Genomic DNA, 22,314 nt, shown 5'->3' on the forward strand with positions numbered 1-22,314 from the left:
AAGCGCCGCACGCCTCTGCTTTAGAGGGTGCGGCGTTTTTTTTGGGCGGCGCTGGAATGAGGGGGAGCCTGTTCGTTGGTCCGCTTGAGTTGCTTGACGTATACCTCGCCTGTATGGCTGATAAAAAGCAGCTTGCGCCCCAAACTGCCCCCCACGTTGGAGGCGGCGACACGCAGAGGAATCGCTGCAAGGGTCTCATAGGCGGTTTGCACATTTCTGGGGCCTATTGAAATCTCGTGCTTGAACATGGCGCTGGCGCCACCAAAAATCTTGCACTCGAGGTCTTGTTTGTGCACGCCCAGGGCAAACAGCTTACGGCAGCAGGCTTCAATGGCTGAATCCACATACTTGAAGGGCGCTTCCTGCGCTGCCCCCCGTTCATACTCGACCTGGCGCGGCATAAGCGCGTGGAACATGGCGCCGACACGTTGCCTGGGTGAATAAAACGTCACTGTGACGCAAGACCCAAGCACAGTCTGCACCGCAGTGGGTTCCCTGAACACACCCCCTTCTGCAACCAGCATATAGCGCGTTGCAATTCCAGGAAAACGCTCGAGAAGATTCTTCATGAAAAATCCTCTTCAATATCGTCTTCCAGGGGATTCTCTATCAGATCGAGATTTCGTAAAATTTCTATCAGAGTTTTATCTTCAAAGGGTTTAGTGAGATAGGCGTCGGCACCGCCCTGAAATTGCGCCTGCATCATGTTCCTGGGGTCATCAAGGCTGGAAAGCATCACGATCTTCGCACCCTCGGCAATGCCATGGACTTTTTCAAGGGTTCGTAGGCGTTCCAGCGCTGTATGACCATCAACCCCAGGCATCAAAATATCCAAAACCACCAATTGATAAGGATGTCCTTTGACAACGGCGCTTTCAAACAATGCCAAGGCCTCCGCGCCATCAGCGGCATGATCGCATTTACCAAAGTTTGCAAGGCAAAGTTCGATAATAAAGCGCTGGTATTTACTGTCGTCCACTATAAGGCACCGCAACATTTTTCGCTCCTGTGCTGGTGTCGCTCTGACCATAAAGAAGTAAGTATACTACAACTCAGGGGACAATTCCATAATTATTCCATTTGTAAGTTAAACCCTATGAACCATACGCACTGTATTTAGCATCACAATCATGCCCTCCCTGGCTGGTTTATATAAAAAATGATTCAAACACGCACTCCGTACCCTCCAAAATGGCGGACAGTGAGTTTGTTGCTTGTCCCCATCCTTTACGCTAGGATTTCTCAGCCAGAAGATAGCGCCTGTTTCCGGTTTAGGTTGCCGGATTGTTGTTTTTCAAGGAGATGAAAATGGCTTCCATCATCGTTGCTGACGATTCAATGTTCCAACGTTTTTTACTGTCAAAAGCGGTCCAAAGTCTTGGCCACACCGTGATTGAAGCAAAGAACGGCAATGAATGCCTTGAGTTGGCGCGACAGAACAAGGCCGAATTGTTGTTGCTGGACCTCAACATGCCCGGCATGAGCGGCCTGGAAGTATTGCAGGCCATTCATGATGAAACCATACCGCTCAAGACCATAGTCATTACGGCGGACATCCAGAACACAACGCGGCAGCGCTGCGCCGAACTGGGCGTTACTGACTTTTTGAACAAACCTGTGGACGAAAACCAGGTCACCGGAAAGCTGACCGAACTCCTGGGCTGATCCCGACAGCTCTTGCAGGAGAGACAATGGAATTGACGCCGTACCAAATCGACGTCCTTCAGGAACTCATCAACATAGGAGTGGGGAAGGCGGCCAGCATGCTGAACAGCATGGTCGATACGCACATCCGCCTGCAGGTGCCTGAACTGCGGGTGCTGACGTTTGCCGACCTCCTTGCGCACTACAATTCCCAAGACAACGACACATACGCAACCGTACAGCTCTCCTTTTCTGGAGAATTTTCCGGTTCCAGCGCCCTGATATTCTCGCCGGACAGCGCAGCCAAGCTTGTCTCCATCATCATCGGCCAGGAAGAATTGCCCCTGGACATGGATTCCCTGCGCATCGGCACCCTGCAGGAAGTCGGCAACATTTTGCTCAATGGCGTCATCGGCTCTCTTGCAAATATCCTGGAAGAACATCTCATGTATTCTCCCCTGGACTATTTTGAGGGCGATCTGAGCAATATGCTGCGCGAATCCAAAGGGGAAGGCCAAAGCACCGTACTGCTGGTCCGTACAAGCTTCGACCTGGAAGCCCATTCAATCGGCGGCGACATTGTCATCTTTTTCCAACTCGGCACCTTCGACTCTCTCATTGCAGCCATCAACCGCATAGCACCTGGCGCGGGTCAGATGAGTTGAGCGGAGATTCATGCAAGCAAACGACAAGATACAAGAGATTTTTCTTGAAAGCTGCCTGGAGCAGCTCAAAGATGTAGAGAGCCTGCTGCTTGATCTGGAATCCGCCAAGGGCGATGAATTCCAAGAACGCGTCACCAGGATTTTTCGTGCAGCGCATTCCATCAAGGGAGATGCCGGGTCCATGGGGCTCGAACACATCTCCGGATATGCCCATGCCATAGAAAATGTGCTGCAGCTGGTTCGTGAAAGGCTTCTGCCCGTTTCCACCCACATAATCAACGAGCTGCTCCACGGTTTCGACAGGTTGCGCGCCTTGATCACTGCCCCCAACCAGGGTGTGGATGCGGCCATGGAACAGGATTTTTCCCGTCTTGAGAAACTGCTCGACCAGGTGGACGAACAGGAACCTCCTTCTGCCGCCCAAGGGAATGACAACACTGCGCCCCCTTCCCAGCCTGGAGAGGAAACTGCCCCGTCTGAGGAAGAAGCATCCGAGATCAGCCAGATAGCGGAAAGTTTTGCTGCACAGGACAAGATCACCCGTGTCACCATTCCGGCAGTGCAACTGGACATTCTGGTAGACCGGGTGGGCGAGCTGTCCATTGCCCAAAGCAGACTGGGGCGTATGGCCAGATCCGATCACGAGTCCCGGTTTTTGGGTGTTGCCGAGGAAATCGAGAGCCTGTGCAACCAGCTTCGGGACCAGGTGCTGGGGCTCAGACTGCTGCCGCTGCAGATCAGCTTCACCAAGTACCGCCGCCTTGTCCGGGACCTGTGCGCCGACCTGGGCAAAAACGCTGCATTCATCATGCACGGCCAGAATACGGAACTGGACAAAAAGCTCATAGAGGAACTCAACACCCCTCTCATCCACCTGCTGCGCAATGCCGTGGACCACGGCATAGAACCCCCTGATGTGCGCGAACGTACCGGCAAGGAGAAACAGGGGCGCATCGAGCTTTCAGCCAGGCAGCAAGGGTCTGATGTTGTCATTGAGATTTCGGATGATGGCGCAGGTATTGACGGTGACCGGCTTGAGCGGCTGGCCCGACAGCGAGGCTTGCTGCCCGAACAGGCCCCTGGCCATGAACTTACGGACGATGAGAAATTGCAGCTCATATTCCTGCCCGGGCTGACAACAGCAGAAAAGGTGGACGCGGTTTCCGGCCGCGGCGTTGGCATGGACGCCGTCAAGGCCAGCGTACAGGCATTGCGCGGCACTATCGAAATTGCCTCGAAGCAAGACCAGGGCGCGACCTTTCGCATTCAGGTGCCCATCTCAATGGCCATCATCGATTGTCTGCGTGTGGAAGCAGGAGGAGAAGACTACTTCATCCATCTGGACTACGTGCAGGAGTGCCTCGAACACCACCCGAGGGCAGACCATGAAAACGATTTTAGAGAGCTGTCCCTGCGGGGGGAATTCCTCCCGCTTGTCTGCCTGCGCCGCTTTTTCGCCATACCAGGTGAACAACCAGCCGCCTCGCATATTGTTGTCGTAAAAACCAATGTGGGGCGTTTTGGCGTCATCGTAGACCAGATTGTAGGACAACATCAGGCTGTCTTGCGCCAATTGGGAAACGCAGTGGGTAAAGTGGATGGAATCCTGGGCGCCACGGTGACGGAGCAGGGAACCATGGGACTGATACTCGACATGCCGTCATTGGCCGATGCTGCGCAGCAGGAAGAAGAACAACGCTGGGGCTGATACCCGTTTTTACCCGGGCGCAGCATGAAATCACCATGACAGCTCTCATTGGACAATAATTTCTAAAGATACTATCAATACAGTTTTTTATATCATTTTACCGTTCTAACGACGGAGATCCTTTTATGCACATCGCCAAAGGTCATCGCGGGCTGGCCATCTGTATCCTGTGCACCGCCCTTATTATGTTTGTGGCGGCAACCAGCTCCCTTGCAGCTTCTGCAGAAGGACAGAAAGAAACGCCTGACGGTAAGGCCGATGGAGCATCCAAGAAAGCCCCTGAAGGTGCGGCTAAAAAGAATGCGCAGCCGCCGGCGCTTGTTGTCACGGCAACGGCCAGAAGCGGCCAGGTGCGCCCCCAGTTGGAATATATCGGCACCATATATTTTCCTGAAGTGGCCCAGGTGGCATCCGAGGTCGAAGGCAGGGTGGAAGAATATTTTTTCGAAGAAGGCGGCTCTGTCACCAAAGGACAGGAACTTGTCCGTTTGAATACCGACCTGGTGGAAAAGGATTTGGAAAGCGCGCAGTTCGAATACAAGAACCTGGCCACCCAGCTTGATAACGCCAAACGCGAACTGAATCGCATCCGCGCACTGTTTGAAAAGAAAACCGTATCAGCCCAGGACTTTGACAGGGCCTACTATCTGGTAGCCGGCCTCGAAAACCGCGTTGTGTCCCTCAAGGCGCAATCCGGCCGCCTGCAACTGCAGTACGATAAATCCCGGGTCAAGGCTCCCTTTGACGGCATAGTCCTGAGCCGCTCAGTGAGCAGGGGCGAATGGCTCAACCGCGGCACCCCTGTCGCGACCCTGGCGCGCAACGACATGGTAGACATACTGGTTCACGTGCCCCAAAAGGTGCTGCCCTTTCTCCAGGTGGGCATGAAACTGCCCGCTACAACAGGAAGCAAAAAACTGAAAGCCGAAGTGCACGCCCTGATCCCTGAAGGCGACGTGGCAACACGGACGTTTCCCATCAAGCTCCGCGCCCCAAATGATGGATTGGCCCAGGGCATGGAAGCGCGTGTCGGCATCCCCTCCGGCAAGGCGGAGCAGGCCGTGCTCATCCCGCGGGACGGCGTCCTCATGAACATGGGGAACACCAGTATCTGGGTTGTGGTTGATGGCCACGCCGTGAACATCCCCGTGGTGGTCACCGCCTACCAGGATTTTGATGCGGCAGTACAATCACTCTCGCCAGAAACACCACTGCAGGAAGGCATGCAAGTGGTGGTCAAGGGCAACGAGCGCCTGCGCCCCGGACAGAATGTAAAAATCAGCGGTCATATGGACGCCCCGTCCGACCAGAAATCCACCACTCCCGCCCAAAAGACGGAGCAATAGACCATAATGAATCCGCTTCGATTTTTTATTGAAAAACCCGTCCCGGTCATGGTGGGGATCATCCTCATCGTGCTGTTCGGCGTTATCGGGCTTTTGAGCCTGCCCTACCAGCTTTCTCCGGATGTTACCGAGCCTGAAATTTCCGTCACCACGTCCTGGCCTGGCGCCACCCCCTATGAAATGGAGCGCGAGGTAGTGGAAGAGCAGGAAGAGGTGCTCAAAGGCATTCCCGGCCTGCTGACCCTGGAGAGCGCCTCCTACACCTCCTATGCCGAGGTCACGCTGAAGTTCGCCATTGGCACGGACGTGAACAACGCCCTGCTGCGGGTCTCCAACAAGCTCAATGAAGTGCCGGACTACCCGCAAAACGTGGAGCGCCCTGTCATAAACGCCACTGGCGCTGCCGCTTCGCCCGTCATCTGGATGGTGCTGAAAGCCCTGCCGGACAACCCAGAGCCCATCAGCCACTATCGCACATATTTTGAGGACGATGTACGCCAAAGCCTGGAACGCGTGTCCGGTGTTGCCGACCTCTTTGTCTTCGGCGGTACGGAACGTGAGATGCACGTCATTGTGGACGAAAGCCAGCTTGTTTCCCACAAACTGACCATCGACGACATCATCGCCGTACTCAGCATGGAAAACGTCAACGTCGCCTCCGGCACCATGGATGTGGGGCGCAGGCAATACCGCATCCGTACGGTGGGCGAATTCCAGGACCCCGATGAAATAAAGAATGTGGTCATCAGCAGCACGGGGGAACAACGCGTGAGCATAGGCGATATTGCCCACGTGGAATACGGGTACGCCAAACACGAAGTGGCCATGCTCTCCAACGGCGAGCCTGGCATCGTCTGCGGCGTGCAGCCCGAGCCCGGCGTCAACGTCCTGGACCTTACCGACGCCATGGAAGAGGTCGTCACCTCTCTCAACGAAGGGCAATTGGCCGAACAGGGGCTTTTCTTCGACTGGTCATACGACCAGCGCCCCTACATCAATGGCGCCATCGAACTGGTGCAACAAAACATCCTCATCGGCGGCATACTTGCGATCATCGTGCTGCTCACCTTTTTGCGCAGCATCTCCTCCACAATCATCGTCGGGTTGTCCATCCCCATAAGCATCATCGGCACATTCATTTTCATGAATGCCCTTGGCAGGAACCTGAACGTTGTTTCCCTGGCCGGTATTTCCTTTGCCGTGGGCATGCTGGTGGATAACGCCATCGTGGTGCTGGAAAACATCGACCGCCACCGATCAATGGGCAAAAAGCCCTACACCGCGGCCTATGACGGCACCAAGGAAGTATGGGGGGCCATTGTCGCCTCATCAGCAACAACGATCGCCGTATTTCTCCCTGTTGTATTCATGGAGCAGGAAGCCGGGCAGCTTTTCAAGGATATCGCCATTGCCGTAACCTGCGCCATTGTGCTCAGTCTCTTTGTCTCCATCTCGGTCATTCCCATGCTGGCCAAACAGCTCTTTGGGATATCCAAGAAAAAAATCAAAGAAGGGCCGCCCCGTGGCATTGGGCATTTGCTCAATTCGTTCATCATGCTTTTCGTGCGCATGGCCACGGCCAATGTCGTCACTAGGCTGATCACCATAGGCGCCCTCACAGCCCTTGCCGTTTTGACGGTCACGACCCTGTTTCCCAAGATGGAGTACCTGCCCCAGGGCAACCGCAACCTGATTCTGAACATCCTCGTGCCTCCTCCGGGCCTTTCCTATGAAGAACGCATGGAAATAGGCGAATACATCGACTCGTCCCTGCAGCCCTATTACGGTAAGGACGAATACCAAGGTATTCCAGGCATTCAGAGCGTCTTCTACGTCGGGGCAGACCGCATCATGCTTTTTGGCGTGATCAGCACCCAGGAGCAACGGGCCGGAGAAATGATCCCCATGCTTACCGGGATCATCCACTCCATTCCAGGCATGTTCGGCATCAGCCTGCAGGCCGGTATCTTCCAAAACCGACTCGGCGGGGGGCGCACCATCGATGTGGACCTGAGCCATAGCGACATCAACCGCCTGGTTGGCGGCGCGGGCGCCATGTTCGGCGCACTGATGCAAGCCATACCGGGGGCGCAAATACGGCCCGTACCCTCAATCGAACTGCTTTTTCCCGAAGTGGAGATCATCCCCATCCGCGACCGTCTCAAAGCTGCCGGCCTGAATACGGAATCCCTGGGTGTGGCCCTGGACGTTCTCATGCAGGGGCGCAAAATTGGCGAGTTCAAACGCGAAGGCGCAAAAACCATCGACCTGGTGCTCAAAGCTGCGGAAGAAAGCATCTCCACACCAGAGCAGCTGTATACCTCTTTGCTGGCTACGGCTGGAGGGCGTCTCGTGCCTGTCTCATCACTTGCAGAACTCGAGCGCACCACCGGTATTACCCAGATACGCCACCTGGAACGCCGCCGCACCATCACCTTGCAAGTGACGCCCCCTGCAAATGTGCCTTTGCAACAAGCCATGGAAACCATTGCCGATGGTCTGGTGCCCAAGCTGCGGCAAGGACCGCTCAACGGCATAGGGTTCCGCATGAGCGGCGCTGCAGACAAGCTCACCGAAACGGCTAGCGCCCTGCAATGGAACTTCCTGTTGGCCATCGTCATCACCTATCTGTTGATGACGGCGCTTTTCGGCAACTTCATTTATCCGCTGGTCATTCTGTTCACTGTGCCGCTGGCAGCAGCAGGTGGCTTTCTTGGGCTGCAGTTGGAAAACCTGTTCATAGCGCCCCAGCCTATGGACATCCTGACCATGCTGGGATTTGTCATTCTCATCGGCGTGGTGGTGAACAACGCCATTCTCATTGTTCACCAGTCGCTGAACAATATCCGTATTCATGGCATGGGGCACAAGGAAGGCGTGCGCGAATCAGTGCGCACCAGGCTGCGCCCCATTTTCATGAGCGCCACCACTTCTGTCTTTGGCATGCTGCCCCTGGCTGTTGCTCCGGGCCCAGGCTCCGAGCTCTATCGCGGGCTGGGCAGCGTTGTGCTTGGCGGACTGGCTTTGTCTACCGTGTTCACCGTTTTCGTGATACCTTCATTGCTCTTGTTCTTCATAGGTATGGAGAAACCGGGCAGCCTTTCTGAAAATGGCCGCCTCTTGCATGAAGAAGAATAACGATGACAGGCAAGGATTTACATGAATGTCCACGATAGTGGTGTAAAGCACGTTCTGGCTCAACTGGAACGCGTGGTGCTGGGAAAGGAAGAGCAACTGCGGCTGGCCCTCACCTGCCTGTTCGCAGGGGGGCACCTGCTCATCGAAGACCTCCCCGGCATCGGCAAGACCACCATGGCCCAGGGAGTGGCCCGTTGTCTGGGCTTGGAATACCGGCGCGTGCAGTTTACCAGCGATCTGCTCCCCGGCGATATACTTGGCGTTTCCATCTATCAGCAAAAAAAGGGGCAACAGGAAGAAGGGCGCTTTGTCTTTCACCCTGGTCCGGTTTTCACCCAGGTGCTGCTGGCAGATGAAATCAACCGCGCCACCCCGCGGACACAAAGCGCCCTGTTAGAGGCAATGGAAGAGGGGCAGGTAACATTGGAGGGCGCCACACGCCCTTTGCAAAAACCTTTCTTTGTCATTGCCACGCAAAACCCGGTGGAGCATTCCGGCGCCTACCCGCTGCCGGACTCGCAGCTTGACCGGTTCCTGATGCGCATTGAGCTGGGGTACCCTGCGTACGAGGCCGAGCGCTCGCTGCTGCAATACGGTGGTACAAAAGGCATTATACCGCAGCTCGAGGTGGACATGGACGCCGAACGCGTGCTGGAAATACAGAGCGCGGCGTCTGACGTGTACGCAGCGCCCCCTGTGGTGGAGTATATTTTGGATGTGTTACGGCTCACGCGCGAGTCAGGAGCTTTTGTTCAAGGGCTCTCCCCCCGCGCTGGGCTTGGCGTGCTGCGTGCAGCAAAAGCCCAGGCCTGGTTAGGAGGGCGCGACCACGTGCTGCCTGAAGACGTACAGGCGGTGCTGCCATATGTCGCCCTGCACCGCCTGCGCCGCGAACATGATCTGCAGGAGCCTTCCCGCGAAGAGCTGACAGAACTCATGCAACGCGTGCCCCTCTCCTGAACGACTACCGGCAACCGCGCAACGTTCCGTTCCACTCTCCACGCCAATTGGGGTCGCCCATATATTTCCACTTGCCGGTAAATCCGTCCGGACCAAAAACAAAGGAAAACTGCCCCTGTCCGTCGCTCTGTGTCCAGACGCCTTCCAGAGTACCTTCCCACAGCTTTCCTTCGATGCGGCCATTCTTGTAGGCATAGTTGCCCACCCCGACGCTGGTGTTTTCGTCAAAGGTGATGGTCAACTCTCCCCATTCGGTGTCGTAGGTGCAGATACTGATACCCGCTGCAGGAGAAGGACTGGGCGGTGGTGGAGGAGGCGAAGCGGCCGTTTTGCCACCGCCAATGCCGCTTACCCCACCTGGAGGAGCGGGCTGCGCCGTTTGCGCGCCCCCTTTTCCCGTGCTGGAAAGGGCTTGGAGCACAGCGGCTTTTGCGGATGCGTAATCAACCTTGGACGCCACCGCGGCGTTCAGGCCCGGGTCTTGCCGCCAGTGAAAGTCTCCCTGCTCCTGCACGGAATACCAGACAACGTTGTTGTTCAATTCCTGTTGCTCCGACACATTGTAGCAACTGATAAGCATCAATATATCCGGGACATTGTCTCCATTGTAATCATCAAACCCCACATCCACAGGCCAGCAATCCTCAATGGGCCCCGTGATGGCAGGCTGCGGCGTGCTTAGTTCTTCCAGGGGATAACTGCCCATGATGCTTACCATGTAGGCCCAATCAAACATATTGACCACGTCATTTACGTTTGGATACAGCGCATTGAAGCAGAGCTTACTGCCAATGGCGCCCCCTTGAAAGGCGAGACGATCATCCTCGGACGCTTCAAAATTGGGCAACACCCTGTACACGTGGTCCGACACCGCATCGCAATTCGCATCCTCGCCTGGCAAACTGTAACTTCCATAACTTTCCAGTACCTTTGCATGGGCTGGTGCAGCACACAGTATGGCGAGCAACAACAGGGCGACAAATTTCTGCATGTATACTCCTCTGTAAATGCAATAAAATGGCAGGGGGCTTCACTCTCCTTTTACCTTGCATCATGTTGATTGGCCAACAAAAAAAAGGCGGCCCTCCATTTTTGGAGAGCCGCCTTGTTTGCTCAGTGGCAGGGATATCTGCCGGTTGGGTTATTTTTCCAGTTCAAAGGTCTTGAAGAAGTTGCGACCCTGGCGCTTCACCAGAAGCATGATAACGCCCTTCTTCTTACCTTCCTTGGACACGACCTCGTCAAGATCCTTGGCCGAATCCAGGGTATGCTGGTTGGCCTCGAGCAACACGTCGCCGGGGCGCAGACCGCCCTCTTCCGCTATGCTGCCGGCCTCAACTTCTATGACAAGCAGGCCTTCCGCCTTGTCCATACCAAGCGCCTTGGCTTCGTTCTCCATGACCTTGCGCACGGACAGGCCGAGGGCGGCTTCCTTGGCGCCTTCGTCAGGACCACCAGAACCGGGGCGTCCCATCTCTGCGGCAACCTTTTCGCTGTCGCGCTCGCCCAACGTCATTTCCAGCTTTTTCTCATCGCCCTTGCGCAGCACGGTTACGGATATCTTGCTGCCAGGAGCGTATTTACCCACACGGCGGGTCAGGTCGCCGGCGTCTTCTACACTATCGCCATCAAGCGCGATGATGACATCACCAGTACGGATACCAGCCTCATCAGCGGGATCGCCGCTGGTTACCCCAGCCACCAGAGCGCCCTTGGGTTCGTCCATGCCAAGCGCCTTGGCTGCATTTTCGTCAACATTCTGAATGGAAACGCCCATCCAGCCACGGGAGACCTTCTTGTTCTCCTTCAACTGGTTGATGACGTTACTTGCAATGTCGCTGGGAACGGCAAATCCGATTCCCTGGCCGCTGGCAATGATGGCCGTGTTGATACCGATGACCCTGCCCTCGAGATCGATAAGGGGGCCGCCGGAGTTACCGGGGTTGATGGAAGCGTCGGTCTGGATGTAGTCATCATAAGGACCGGCGCCAATGACGCGCCCCTTGGCGCTGATGATGCCTGTAGTCACCGTGTGGTCCAGACCAAAGGGGTTGCCGATGGCCACCACCCATTCACCAACTCGGGCATCTTTGGAATCGCCGAACTCAAGCACAGGAAGCTTCTTGTCGACGTCCACCTTGATCAAGGCCAGGTCTGTCTCAGGGTCGCGGCCAATGATCTCTGCCTTATATGAAGCATCATCGCCCTGCAGTTTGACTTCCACTTCGTCTGCGCCGGCAACCACGTGGTTGTTGGTGACGATGTAGCCATCAGAGGAGATGATGAAGCCAGAGCCCAAGGACTGTTGGGTGCGGGGGGTGTTGCGGGGTTGACCGAAGAATTTTTCGAACTGGTCGAAGAAATCTTCGAAGGGACCGTCCTGCCCATGGCCCTTGGGCATTCCGGGAAAGCCGCGGGGCATCTTTTGCTGCTTCACAGTTTTACTTGTGCTGATGTTCACTACGGATTTACCAGCCTGCTCCGCCAAATCAGCCAACTCGGGCAAATTTGCCGCCAGGGCAGGCATGGACAGCAACATGCAAAGCACAGCTGCGATGCTAACACTGTAGATTCTGCGAATCATATGAAACTCCTTTGAAGAGGTTTTTTACGTAAGGGGTATTTCGTCAACGTGTTCATTATGCATTTAGAACCGATTTATTGCACTGCGCTTGCGCCAGCATTACAGCGTTGCAATCCTCGGAAAAAGGCAGCCGCAAACTTGCCCACCATCCATTAAGATAACACGGGGGGCCTTCGCGTCAATGAATCATAAAAAGGGAAAAAATGGGGAGAAGAGAAGGAGTCTGAGCAAGCAGGCGCGAGCACGCAGCCGCTCTCCCCACTGAAAAAAGGGCGCAGCGCCATCACACCCCTTGCAGCAACGTCATATAAATATCTTCCAGTTGCTTTACCACTACAGGGGCGGCAAACTCTCTGGCAGCCTTTTCACGCCCCGCCTCCCCCATTGCCAAGGCGCGTGCAGGGTCCTGCAGCAAGGAAACAACAGCCGCGGCGTATTCTTTCGCCCCCGTGGCCACATATCCGGTAACGCCGTGTTCCACCAGTTCCAGCTGGGCGTTATCGCGTTCGCCAACGGCGGGGTGTGTGACAATGGGCAGGCCCGCTGCCATTGCTTCGGCAATGACCAGGCCAAAAGACTCCCCCGTATCGTTTGCATGGGCCAGCAAATCAATGGAATTGAAAAATGCGGCAAGTGCATCATCCCCCAAAACAGGGGGCAGAACTTCTACACTTTCTGCAACACCGATATGTTCAAAAAACGCCTGTGCTTCCTCCACCATGCCGATGACACGGTAGCGCAAACCAGGCAATGCCTTCAGCGCATGGGGCAAAAATTCCCAGGCAAGGGAAGACCACTTGCCCCTGTCCGCACGGGACAAACGCCCGACAACCGGGGGCGAGTGCAAAGCAGCACGCTGGGGGCACAAACGTGCAAAACACTCCGTATCAACAGGATTATACAAAACGCGGTGGCGTTCAGGAAAAAGATCAATGCCAACGATACGCCCGTATCGCTCTCTGCAGAAGTCGGAAACAAACAGGTGCATGTCGATTGCTCTGCCGTCAGGCGTTGGATCATAGCGGCCAAACACGTTGGTTTCCACTATCTTGGGAAGATCGGCGCTTCCCCTGTGCAAAAGCAAGGAGCGCATCACTGCGCGCTCTGGCCAACCCGCCCGATGCAAATGGACAATGTGCGGTGCAAATTGCTGTAATGCAGCGAACAAATCGCCACCAATCATGACAGGAATACCGCTTTTTCGTATCGAGTCCTCCCGCTCTCCCGGCTCGAAGCTGAACACACAAGGCAAAAAGCGCTTTTTGTCCACCCCCGTAACAAGGAGCTGCATGGTCTTTTCCGTGCCGCCAGCCCCCAGGCCGTGCAACACGTGCATTACTCTGATGCGGGCATTACCCTTCATTGTCTCCTCCATTTCAATGGTGGTAGCGCAAATTCATAACAAGGGGCAATCGCCTTTTATCCGACACTTTTTTATTGTAATGAGTATTCTCCGCTTACCCGGGGACCATTCACCGCCAACAGGAGACACGCCATGCCATTGCATAAGAAGGACAACGTACGCGCCAACATCATGGATGACGTATATGCCGGGCCGGCCGGCAGTGTAGTGCTGCCCAAATACCGTTTTCCCACAAAAGAAAGCCTGCCTCGCAATGTCTATCAGCTTGTACATGACGAATTGATGCTGGACGGAAACTCCCGCCAGAATCTGGCAACGTTTTGCCAAACATGGGCCGAGCCGGAAGTGCACAAGCTCATGGACGAGTGCATGGACAAAAACATGATCGACAAGGACGAGTACCCGCAAACGGCTGAAATCGAAGCCCGCTGCGTACACATGCTGGCCGAGCTCTGGAATTCTCCGGACGCGGCAAATACCTTGGGGTGTTCGACAACAGGATCAAGCGAGGCAGCCATGCTCGGCGGCATGGCCATGAAATGGCGCTGGCGCGAAAAGCGCCTGGTCCAGGGCAAGCAGACAGACAAGCCAAACATGATCTGCGGCCCCGTGCAGGTGTGCTGGCACAAGTTCGCCCGCTACTGGGATGTGGAACTGCGTGAAATCCCCATGGAAAAAGACCGCTTGATCATGTCTCCCGAAGAGGTTCTGAAACGCTGCGACGAAAACACCATTGGGGTTGTGCCGACACTGGGCGTGACCTTTACCTGCCAGTACGAGCCCGTGGAAGCCGTATGCAAAGCGCTGGACAAGCTGCAGCAAGACACAGGGCTCGATATTCCCGTGCATGTAGACGGCGCAAGCGGCGCTTTTCTGGCGCCCTTCTGCGATCCCGATCTGCCCTGGGACTTCAGGCTTGAACGCGTCAAATCAATCAACGCCTCGGGCCACAAATTCGGCCTGTCACCCCTTGGTGTAGGGTGGATTGTCTGGCGCGACGCCAAGGATCTGCCGGATGACCTGATATTCTGGGTCAACTACCTGGGCGGCAACATGCCATCCTTTGCGCTGAACTTCTCACGGCCCGGCGGGCAAATCGTAGCGCAATACTATAACTTTCTCAGGCTGGGGCGCGAAGGATACCGCAAGATCCACCAGTCCTGTTATGAGACGGCGGCCTATCTGGGTGACAAGCTCGCCGAACTGGGCCCCTTTGACATCATCTACAACGGGCGAGGCGGTATTCCCGCCGTCAGCTGGAGTCTGAAAGAAGACGCAGACGCGCCATTCACCTTGTACGACCTCTCCGACCGCTTAAGGAGCCGTGGATGGCAGGTTGCGGCATACTCCATGCCCCCCCATCGTGAGGACCTGGTCATCATGCGTGCGTTGGTACGTCACGGCTTCAGCCGCGACCTTTGCGACCTGTTGACCGCGGATATTGAACGATGTCTTGCCTATTTTGAACGTAATCCGGTGACCACACCCCTTGGTGAGGAAGAGGTGGGCGGCTTCAGCCATGGCGGAAAAATAAAAAAATAGACTACGGCAGCGCCTTCCGCTGCTACTCGTAGCGGATGGCGCTGACCACATCCATACGGCTGGCCTTGAAGGCTGGAAACCAGCCGGCCACAAAACCGATGGACAGGGAGAACAAAAAGCTGGCCGCGCTGGAAAGGAAAAACAGGGATTCATCGGGCCGCGTATTGAGCATGTAGCAAAACACTTCTACTGCTATGCGCCCTAGAAGAATACCCATGATCGAGGCCATGAGGGTCACGGTGAGGGCTTCGGTCAAGAACTGGAGCATGATGTCATTGTCCGTTCCGCCCATGGCCTTTTTCAGGCCGATTTCCCGGGTTCTTGATTTGACCGAGGCCATCATGCCGTTCCAGATGCCAAAGCCACCGATGAAAATGGATGTGCAAATGGAAAAGACAATAAAGGCCTGAACCCAGAAAATCATGCGTTTCAGGTGCTTGAGTGGACCGAGCGCAACATCCACATCCAGACCATCCACGGACTGCACTTCTGCTATGGCAGGCACCAGGGCCTCAGCGACCTTGGGAACGTTATCCCAGGTATCCGTGCGTACATACATCCGAGGTCTAACTAAATCCGTCATGCGATCATTTATGGTGGTATACGGAATATAGGCATTATTGACGCGTTCTTCGGCGTTGGGCCCCCCTAAGATGCCGACAACTTCGTAAAGGGCCTCGCGGATCTGCAGGAAGGTGCCCACCACGTCCGTCGTGCCAAAAACCTGATTAGCAAGGGCTTCGCCCAAAACGCATATTCGTCTGCGGCCGGCAACGTCTGCTTCGCTGAAAAAACGCCCCTTTACCGGTTCCACCGTGTTGATGGCCCAAAAATCCTGGTCCACCCCGAGCAGCGTGAAGCCGTAATAATCCTCGCCATTATAGACGATAAGCCCATCCCCGTAGGTAAGGATGGTAACGGCCATGACGCCTGGAATTTCCTTTACACGATCCGTTGTGGCCTTTGTGAATTCCACAGGATCATCAAGCCTTTCGCTGGCCGACCCTGCTTGGCGGTATTCGAGCTTAATGACTGTGGCGCCACCCAGCAATTCCAGGTCGGCATTGAGGCTCTTCTCTACGTTGGAGCCCATGGTGACAAGCAAAATCAAGCCGGCTATACCCAGGGCAATAGAGAAAAATATCCCGCTGAAACGCTTCTTGACTCTGAAGACGTAGCGGATACTAATCTGGATTATGTCGAACTTTTTTCTGAGTATCATCAACTTTCCGGATTTAAGGCCGGATTGATGGCCGGATTGCCATCCAAAAATATTTACCGGAAAGTGGAAAGCCCCAAATGGAAGATGTCGCTCCCTTCATGGCAGTATGAAGCCGCCGCCATCACCCCCACTTCCCCCGTCGGCAGTGTCATCAAAGCACTCATTAGCCGACTCGATGCACGCTTAGAGCGTCCCGGAAGGCACCCCCAGGCACAGTTCGCTGGGGAACCTATCCCAGAACGCCAAACATTTCCAGTCTGGCACCCCCCACTCTGCGCTGAATTACAGCAACATTAACATATTTTTTACATTTTGATGCGTTGCGGGCTTATCACCCGGCAACAGTCCCTAGCAGGATTACAGGCTTGTAATGGTGTTGCAAGGCTGGAGCAACTTGTTTGGTGCAAAGTCTTTTCCATCGCACATCCCACCCCCTTGCTCACCTTTAACCAGTAGTGCCCTCCGGAGCCCGGTTTCCCCTGCCGGGCTCCTTTTTTTCCTTACGGAATAAAGAACGCGCGGCGCACTTGGAATTCATGTCCCAAAACGATCGAGGAAAAAATGCCTTCCCTGCCAGAAGGCTCATTCAAGACCATGAAGCACTTTGAGAGTCACAATGTCCAGAACGATTGAAGATATTTACACATCGCCAGTTTCCCCACCCTTTCCTTTGGAAACTGGACATTACCCTGCCCATCCAATGATTACAAAGACATTGAATGGGCGCGTGTATCTGCGCTTGTGGTATTATGGCAGAGCAACTGAGCCAGGAACATCCCACACTGTTCTCTGGGAACCCAACAGCGACTTGCGGCGCCCTGCTGCTGGAAGGGTTTTCCGCTCAGTATAAACTATTCTGAACGAGCAAAGAAATTGAGAAATGAGAAGCGCTGCAGATCAAACCGGACAGTTCCCCCCACCCCATCTGTCTCTCATAAAGCCGCACGTAGCGACCAGCCCTACCCCCTACCGATTGCTTTCTCTTGCAAGAAATTCCAAGGCTGCCCAGGCAGCAGCCGGAAACGTGGTGAAAGGATCAGCATCTGACGACTTTTCCAGCAGAGTGTAGCGTTGCACAGTGGCGGCGGGCAAGGAGGAGTCATACCGCTCACGGAGCACTTGCCCCTTGGTTTGTTGCAAAGGGGTGGTATCGCAATCGTTGTTGCGCACCCAAAAAAGCGTGCTGGGAGATGAGGACGTATCGCTGGTGAGCACAGCAGCGGGAATAGCATGAACAGGGCGGCACCCCACGGGAACTGCAGGTGGATCAATAAGCGCCAGGCCGCCGATGGAATGGGAGCGCGCACAGGCTACCTGCTGCACCAGGGCGGCGTCATCACCACGCCCCATGAGCATGAAACGGCGAGGGTCGGCAGCGTAGTCCGCCACCAGTCGGGCCTGGAGCAATGCAAGGCAATCCAGTACGGATTGCAGCTTTGCTTCCCCGGCTTGCTCCTGAGCATCCATTGAAAACAGACGGGGCGTGGCAAGTATGTAGCCTGTGGCTGCTGCTGCACGGTTCAAATCCGGCAACGGGTGTTTCCACGAATCCTGAATGACAACCATCACCGGATAGCTTTTCGACTTTGAATATCCTTTGGGGAACTCCACCTCCACGTCGCAGGATCCCCTGGCGCCGGTGAGTTGCAACACGCTTCCCGCTTCAGGACGGCTAGCCTCGATAAAATTGTAGGCATCGCCCGCCGTATCTCCCATGGAGCAACCAACGAGCAGCAGGCATCCGAAAACAAACGCCGCAAGCAGATACCAATTGCATCGCCCAGTGGCGGTAGCCGGAGGAAATATGCTTTGACGATGGACTGCATGCAACTTGGAAATACCGCGCATAGATAACCTCAGTTTATTCTTGAACAGATCGTTTCTGCCCCTACGAGCCATATATACAAGGACGCCGCGGCAACAGCCTGCTTTGTTCCTGAACCTGCCACAGCCATACCCCATTTCTCTCTGGAATCAAAGTCTTTCCCCATCTGCGTCTGCCGGTTTTCTCTGTGGAAAACTTGTTCATAAGATGTTCTTACCCTATTCTTATCTTGTCCGTTTATAGTTCATAACCCGTTTCAAAACTGTTCCAAACCGAGTGTTTTCCTGCAAAGAATATCCCCAAAGGGCTTGCAGGGTGGTGTGCTTGCGCGTATATCTGAGTTCATGAGAAAGAGCCCTTTTTCCACAGTCCACTTCACCTTCACGGTGCGCGTGCTCGCCCCGCTGCAAGCCCACGCAACCCGGACTAAAGTCCCTGTGCAAACCATGCTGCGCAGGGCCATGGCGCGTGTAGTGGAACAACGCCGCCGAACCGCCCCCACCTGTCTGCCGGGGCACGCCATTGTGCAGAACGCCATTAACATCATGCACAATGAAACACGGCTCGCCCACCAAGCCTTTTCCAGCTTGGAAACAGCACCTCGCTCCTGATAATCTTTCCGCTTGCACGCCTTTTTCCAGGCAGTTTCCTTTTTTCTTCCTCGCCCCCTAAAGTTAGCGCTGTAATCGTCCGATACGACTTGTACCGAAATCCCATGTTCCCGCGTCAAGGATGATCAACGGGAGGTAAGGCGGCATGGAAGCTCGTGTTATGGAAACCGAACTCAAGCGCGTGGTAGAAGGCCCCGTGGCGTACACGCCACACAAGTCGGCCAACACCCGCATGGAAGGGGAAGAGCGCACGTCAAGCGCCCTTACCAGTTCCATAGCGGACAACACAAAAAGCACCAAGAAAAACGAGAAGGTAACGTCCGAACCATTAACTACTGCGGATAAGGAAGCACTGGAAACGTATCTTGGCGATGCCAAGAAACACCTCGCCAAAAGCGGGGTGGAATTGAAATTCAAATTCCATGAATCCGGTGATCTGCAGGTGGAACTCGTCAATGCGGATAACGACAAGGTCGTACGAAAAATCCCTCCAGATGAGCTTCTGGAGCTTTCCGCATCGCTTCGAGAAATGGCCGGTACCTTTTTGAACCGATCCATATAGACCTGATAATGCGCCAGCGGTCTGTACGGAATTGACGGCTCAAGCGGGTAACGCACCAGCGGACGTCACACGCGGCAATTGTTTTATCTTAGGCCCAGGGGGTGGCTTTACCGCCCCCCACTATGAACCATGAACAAGGAGGTACTGCATGGAAATCAGCGGATCAGGTTTCCAGGCAGGGGTTGCGACGCAGGCACAGCAGATGACCAAGGACGTCAACAACTCCCAGCTCGTGACCCAGACCATTGAACACCTCAACACGAACCCGGATGGCAGCCGAAACGCTGACCACGCTTTTCAAACCAGCGTGTTGCAAGCCGGCGCCATCGGCAAGGGCGGTAACTTGAACATCATGGCCTGACAACATGATCGCGGGTTCTTAAGCCCCACCCGTTCCTGACTTGTGCAGCACTCCAGGAAAGGGTGGGGCTTGCTTTTGCCCTTTTGAACATTATCTATATTTGAAAGGACAGAAGCAACGTCCTGTAGGACAAACACAAGGAGGCCGCCATGTATACTACCGTGGCACGCTTCAAGAAAAATGACCTGGAACACCCTGAAGTCCGCGCCAAACTCGATGGATTGCGGGAACATCTCGAGGGTCTGGCCCTTGATTCAGGTCTTGATCCTGAATTGAACATCCGGGAGACAAGGGCAACAGATGAAGGACAGGAGGAAGTCCGCCTGGGCATCAGCGAAGAAATGGACCTTTATCTGCGCGAAGCCCCGGGCGAGTGGCGTTACTACTAACCTCCTCCACTGATCAAAAACAAAAGGGAGCCTGACCATTTCGGTCCGGGCTCCCTTTTTTTTGCATCAGGAAAAACGACAGACAATTCTATCTATCAGCGTTTCCCGCCGTCACTTTTGAGATCATCTACCAACTGTCGCAGTTCTTCGGCCTGCTGCACCATATCATTGGTAGCCGCAGTCGCCTGGTCCATGGCCTCTGCATTTTCCGAAGCGATTCTGTTCACATCCACCACAGAGTTATTGATTTCCTCAGAGGAGGCAGCCTGTTGCTCCGCAGCGGTTGCGATCGAAGTTATCTGAGATGCGGTGTCTTCGGCCATGGCCAGAATATCGCTGAGCATTTCGTCCGACTTGTCTGCAAGGGTTGAAGCTTCATTAATGGCCTCTACAGCCTGCTCGGCGAATCCCAGAGCCCCCTGAGAAACGTCCTGAATCCCTGTGATGGCCTCGCGCACCTCGTTGGTGGCGCTCATGGTTTTCTCCGCCAGTTTGCGAACTTCATCCGCAACAACGGCAAAACCTCTGCCCGCTTCTCCTGCGCGTGCGGCTTCAATGGCGGCATTGAGCGCCAGCAGGTTGGTCTGATCGGCAATATCATTGATCACGCTCATGACCTGCCCGATATTTCCGGCCTTTTCGCCGAGCATCCCCATATTCTTATGTAATTCTCCAGCAATGGAATTGAGCCTGCCCATGGCGTCCACGGACTTGCTCACCATCTGTCGTCCTTCAAGGGCTTTGTCTTTGGAAGTGGAAGCCCGCTCCGCCGCATAAGAAGCGTTTCGCGCCACCTCGGCAACGGTGGCGTTCATCTCTTCAATGGCGGTTGCCGTCTCGGCGATACGCTCCCGCTGGTAGTCGGTTCCCTTGTTGATATTTTCGGTTTGAATGGAAATTTCTTCAGAAGAGTCATTCAGTCTGAGAACGACCTGTTCCAATCTGCTGGCGGCATCCAGCAAGCCTTCACTCCGCGCACTTTCCGACCGCATACGGGCTTGCTCGGCCTGTCTGGCGGATTCTTCCGCAGCTTCAGCCTTGGTCTGGGCATCCTTCCGCTGCTCTTCTATCTCATGAATGTTGTTACGAAGCGTGCTGATCATTATCTGCAGCGCCCGCTCAAGGAGCGTTATCTCGTCGCGTCCACTGGGCTGTACCTCCACGTCCAGATTGTTATCCGCAATTTTCTGGGCGGCATCCGTTGCACTACGCAAAGGCCGAACAATGGAGAGAAATATCGTTATGGACAATGGCAGAACCAGCAGCAGCAATACAGCCAGTACACCGCTGCCGATGTAAAAAGCGACATTATCTACACGGTTGCTGATCGTTTCATTGATGCTTTCCTTTTTGGCATCAATATTATCAATGTAGATGCCGGTACCTAGCCACATATTCGTACCAGGAATCATCTCTGAGTAGGAAAGTTTGGGTTGGTCGCCAGCATTGGGCTTGGGCATATATATTGTATGAAACCGCCCCCTTTCTTGGCGTTGGCAAACATTTCCTGAACAATATATACATCGTTCTTGTCTTTGAGATCTTTGAGATCTTTTCCCTGAAGCTGCTTGCTGGGGGGCAAGGCGATATTCGTTGTTTCGTTGTAGACAAAATAGTAGCCGAATTCATCATACTCGAAACGGATGGGATCAACGGCCTTGCGGATCATCTCAACTATTGATTCAGGATTATCCTGGCCTTGGATCATTTCACCCATACTGACGGCCATGGAGTGAACGGCAACCTGCAACTTGTCTTTCTGTCCTTCAAGCATTGCCTCCTGCGTCGTGTCTACAGCCAGCCCTCGCAAGGTCAGCATTTCCGCGTAAAACGCGCCGCCAACCCCTAACGCAAAAATCACCGCTATACTTATCAGTATTAATATTCGTATCCTGATGCTGATTCCGCGCATTTGCCCCCTCCTGGATCAATTCATGGTCTAGAGCACACAGTTTAAATTTTGGTGATTTATATATGATATTTATTCCTGCTGCAAGTATTCATCGCTTTTTTGCAGCTACAATTTTTATTGCAATACAGCGGTATACACACAACATCTATTGCTGATGGATCAGTTTGACGTCTTGCCCTTCTTGTTGCCAATTTCCACTACAGTTTTGTAGCATAGTTGAGTGGCAACACTGGGTTGGGTGGTATTTCCGCATTCTACTTACGGTTTATTGAATCAAGCTGATTATTTTAAGTAGGTTTTTTCCTACAGACTTTTCTCTGTAAAAGTGTATACTTTTCAATGTTACTTATGCAAAATATTTACTGCAGAGATTGGAAGATTACGCGTACTGCCCGCTTTTCCAGGATAGGAAGACATTCCTTGTTTGCCCCAGGCAATATGGAAATGATCTTAGTTACGAAGCCAGAAACGTCCATAAAATA

The 22,314-nt window shown here is 54.4% G+C and carries 20 protein-coding genes; 11 read left to right on the top strand and 9 right to left on the bottom strand.

The genetic code is table 11. The features are described from left to right. Positions 1-20 precede the first annotated feature (20 nt). Together ACZ5EH_RS01040 and ACZ5EH_RS01045 are read right to left on the bottom strand one after the other, a co-directional pair. Positions 21-569 carry a chemotaxis protein CheD gene (locus ACZ5EH_RS01040; RefSeq protein ID WP_464276290.1) on the bottom strand — a complete coding sequence of 183 codons (549 nt, stop codon included), beginning with the start codon at positions 567-569 and terminating at the stop codon, positions 21-23. Continuing rightward, positions 566-979, bottom strand: coding sequence for a response regulator (locus ACZ5EH_RS01045; protein WP_464276291.1), 414 nt, complete (start codon positions 977-979; stop codon positions 566-568). The genes ACZ5EH_RS01040 and ACZ5EH_RS01045 overlap by 4 nt, the downstream gene beginning before the upstream one ends. Before the next feature lie 329 nt (positions 980-1,308). On the opposite strand from ACZ5EH_RS01045, the gene ACZ5EH_RS01050 reads away from it, so the two are divergent. From ACZ5EH_RS01050 to ACZ5EH_RS01075, 6 genes are all read left to right on the top strand, one after another. Further along, positions 1,309-1,665 (top strand): response regulator, encoded by a 357-nt coding sequence (locus tag ACZ5EH_RS01050; protein WP_464276292.1) that lies wholly within the window; start codon positions 1,309-1,311, stop codon positions 1,663-1,665. 26 nt (positions 1,666-1,691) lie between these two features. Continuing rightward, entirely contained in the window at positions 1,692-2,309 is a 618-nt protein-coding gene (locus tag ACZ5EH_RS01055; RefSeq protein WP_464276293.1) for a chemotaxis protein CheC, read from the top strand. A 10-nt stretch (positions 2,310-2,319) separates the two neighbouring features. Further along, entirely contained in the window at positions 2,320-4,017 is a 1,698-nt protein-coding gene (locus ACZ5EH_RS01060; protein WP_464276294.1) for a chemotaxis protein CheA, read from the top strand. Positions 4,018-4,142: 125 nt separating this feature from the next. After that, positions 4,143-5,363: an efflux RND transporter periplasmic adaptor subunit gene (locus ACZ5EH_RS01065; RefSeq protein WP_464276295.1), complete on the top strand. Its 1,221-nt coding sequence runs from the start codon at positions 4,143-4,145 to the stop codon at positions 5,361-5,363. A gap of 6 nt (positions 5,364-5,369) precedes the next feature. Beyond that, positions 5,370-8,501 (top strand): efflux RND transporter permease subunit, encoded by a 3,132-nt coding sequence (locus tag ACZ5EH_RS01070; protein WP_464276296.1) that lies wholly within the window; start codon positions 5,370-5,372, stop codon positions 8,499-8,501. 21 nt (positions 8,502-8,522) lie between these two features. After that, complete coding sequence (locus ACZ5EH_RS01075) at positions 8,523-9,461, top strand: AAA family ATPase (protein ID WP_464276297.1); 939 nt, start codon at positions 8,523-8,525, stop codon at positions 9,459-9,461. A 4-nt stretch (positions 9,462-9,465) separates the two neighbouring features. On the opposite strand, the gene ACZ5EH_RS01080 is transcribed toward ACZ5EH_RS01075, so the two are convergent. The 3 genes from ACZ5EH_RS01080 to ACZ5EH_RS01090 all read right to left on the bottom strand — a co-directional run bounded on the left by ACZ5EH_RS01080 (position 9,466) and on the right by ACZ5EH_RS01090 (position 13,408). Continuing rightward, complete coding sequence (locus ACZ5EH_RS01080) at positions 9,466-10,452, bottom strand: hypothetical protein (RefSeq protein ID WP_464276298.1); 987 nt, start codon at positions 10,450-10,452, stop codon at positions 9,466-9,468. 150 nt (positions 10,453-10,602) lie between these two features. Then, positions 10,603-12,045 (bottom strand): DegQ family serine endoprotease, encoded by a 1,443-nt coding sequence (locus ACZ5EH_RS01085; RefSeq protein WP_464276299.1) that lies wholly within the window; start codon positions 12,043-12,045, stop codon positions 10,603-10,605. 283 nt (positions 12,046-12,328) lie between these two features. Next, positions 12,329-13,408 (bottom strand): glycosyltransferase family 4 protein, encoded by a 1,080-nt coding sequence (locus tag ACZ5EH_RS01090; RefSeq protein ID WP_464276300.1) that lies wholly within the window; start codon positions 13,406-13,408, stop codon positions 12,329-12,331. A 132-nt stretch (positions 13,409-13,540) separates the two neighbouring features. On the opposite strand from ACZ5EH_RS01090, the gene ACZ5EH_RS01095 reads away from it, so the two are divergent. Beyond that, a complete protein-coding gene (locus tag ACZ5EH_RS01095) occupies positions 13,541-14,950 on the top strand; it encodes a glutamate decarboxylase (RefSeq protein WP_464276301.1) in 1,410 nt (469 codons plus the stop codon). A 22-nt stretch (positions 14,951-14,972) separates the two neighbouring features. On the opposite strand, the gene ACZ5EH_RS01100 is transcribed toward ACZ5EH_RS01095, so the two are convergent. Then, positions 14,973-16,172, bottom strand: a complete 1,200-nt coding sequence (locus ACZ5EH_RS01100) for an ABC transporter permease (protein ID WP_464276302.1) — start codon at positions 16,170-16,172, stop codon at positions 14,973-14,975. Positions 16,173-17,138: 966 nt separating this feature from the next. After that, positions 17,139-18,020, bottom strand: a complete 882-nt coding sequence (locus ACZ5EH_RS01105) for an alpha/beta hydrolase family protein (RefSeq protein WP_464276303.1) — start codon at positions 18,018-18,020, stop codon at positions 17,139-17,141. A gap of 321 nt (positions 18,021-18,341) precedes the next feature. Between ACZ5EH_RS01105 and ACZ5EH_RS01110 the strand changes: the two genes are divergently transcribed. The 4 genes from ACZ5EH_RS01110 to ACZ5EH_RS01125 all read left to right on the top strand — a co-directional run bounded on the left by ACZ5EH_RS01110 (position 18,342) and on the right by ACZ5EH_RS01125 (position 19,920). Then, on the top strand, positions 18,342-18,608 hold the full coding sequence (locus ACZ5EH_RS01110) for a hypothetical protein (protein WP_464276304.1): 267 nt from the start codon (positions 18,342-18,344) through the stop codon (positions 18,606-18,608). A 145-nt stretch (positions 18,609-18,753) separates the two neighbouring features. Continuing rightward, positions 18,754-19,170: a flagellar protein FlaG gene (locus ACZ5EH_RS01115; protein ID WP_464276305.1), complete on the top strand. Its 417-nt coding sequence runs from the start codon at positions 18,754-18,756 to the stop codon at positions 19,168-19,170. A gap of 148 nt (positions 19,171-19,318) precedes the next feature. Continuing rightward, positions 19,319-19,531 (top strand): hypothetical protein, encoded by a 213-nt coding sequence (locus ACZ5EH_RS01120; RefSeq protein ID WP_464276306.1) that lies wholly within the window; start codon positions 19,319-19,321, stop codon positions 19,529-19,531. 149 nt (positions 19,532-19,680) lie between these two features. Next, positions 19,681-19,920 carry a hypothetical protein gene (locus ACZ5EH_RS01125; RefSeq protein ID WP_464276307.1) on the top strand — a complete coding sequence of 80 codons (240 nt, stop codon included), beginning with the start codon at positions 19,681-19,683 and terminating at the stop codon, positions 19,918-19,920. Between the two features lie 95 nt (positions 19,921-20,015). Here ACZ5EH_RS01125 and ACZ5EH_RS01130 read toward each other — a convergent pair whose 3' ends face one another. Together ACZ5EH_RS01130 and ACZ5EH_RS01135 are read right to left on the bottom strand one after the other, a co-directional pair. Further along, positions 20,016-21,314 carry a methyl-accepting chemotaxis protein gene (locus ACZ5EH_RS01130; protein ID WP_464276308.1) on the bottom strand — a complete coding sequence of 433 codons (1,299 nt, stop codon included), beginning with the start codon at positions 21,312-21,314 and terminating at the stop codon, positions 20,016-20,018. A gap of 14 nt (positions 21,315-21,328) precedes the next feature. After that, on the bottom strand, positions 21,329-21,832 hold the full coding sequence (locus ACZ5EH_RS01135; protein ID WP_464276309.1) for a cache domain-containing protein: 504 nt from the start codon (positions 21,830-21,832) through the stop codon (positions 21,329-21,331). Positions 21,833-22,314: the final 482 nt, after the last annotated feature.

It is taken from the genome of Desulfovibrio biadhensis (assembly GCF_055388615.1).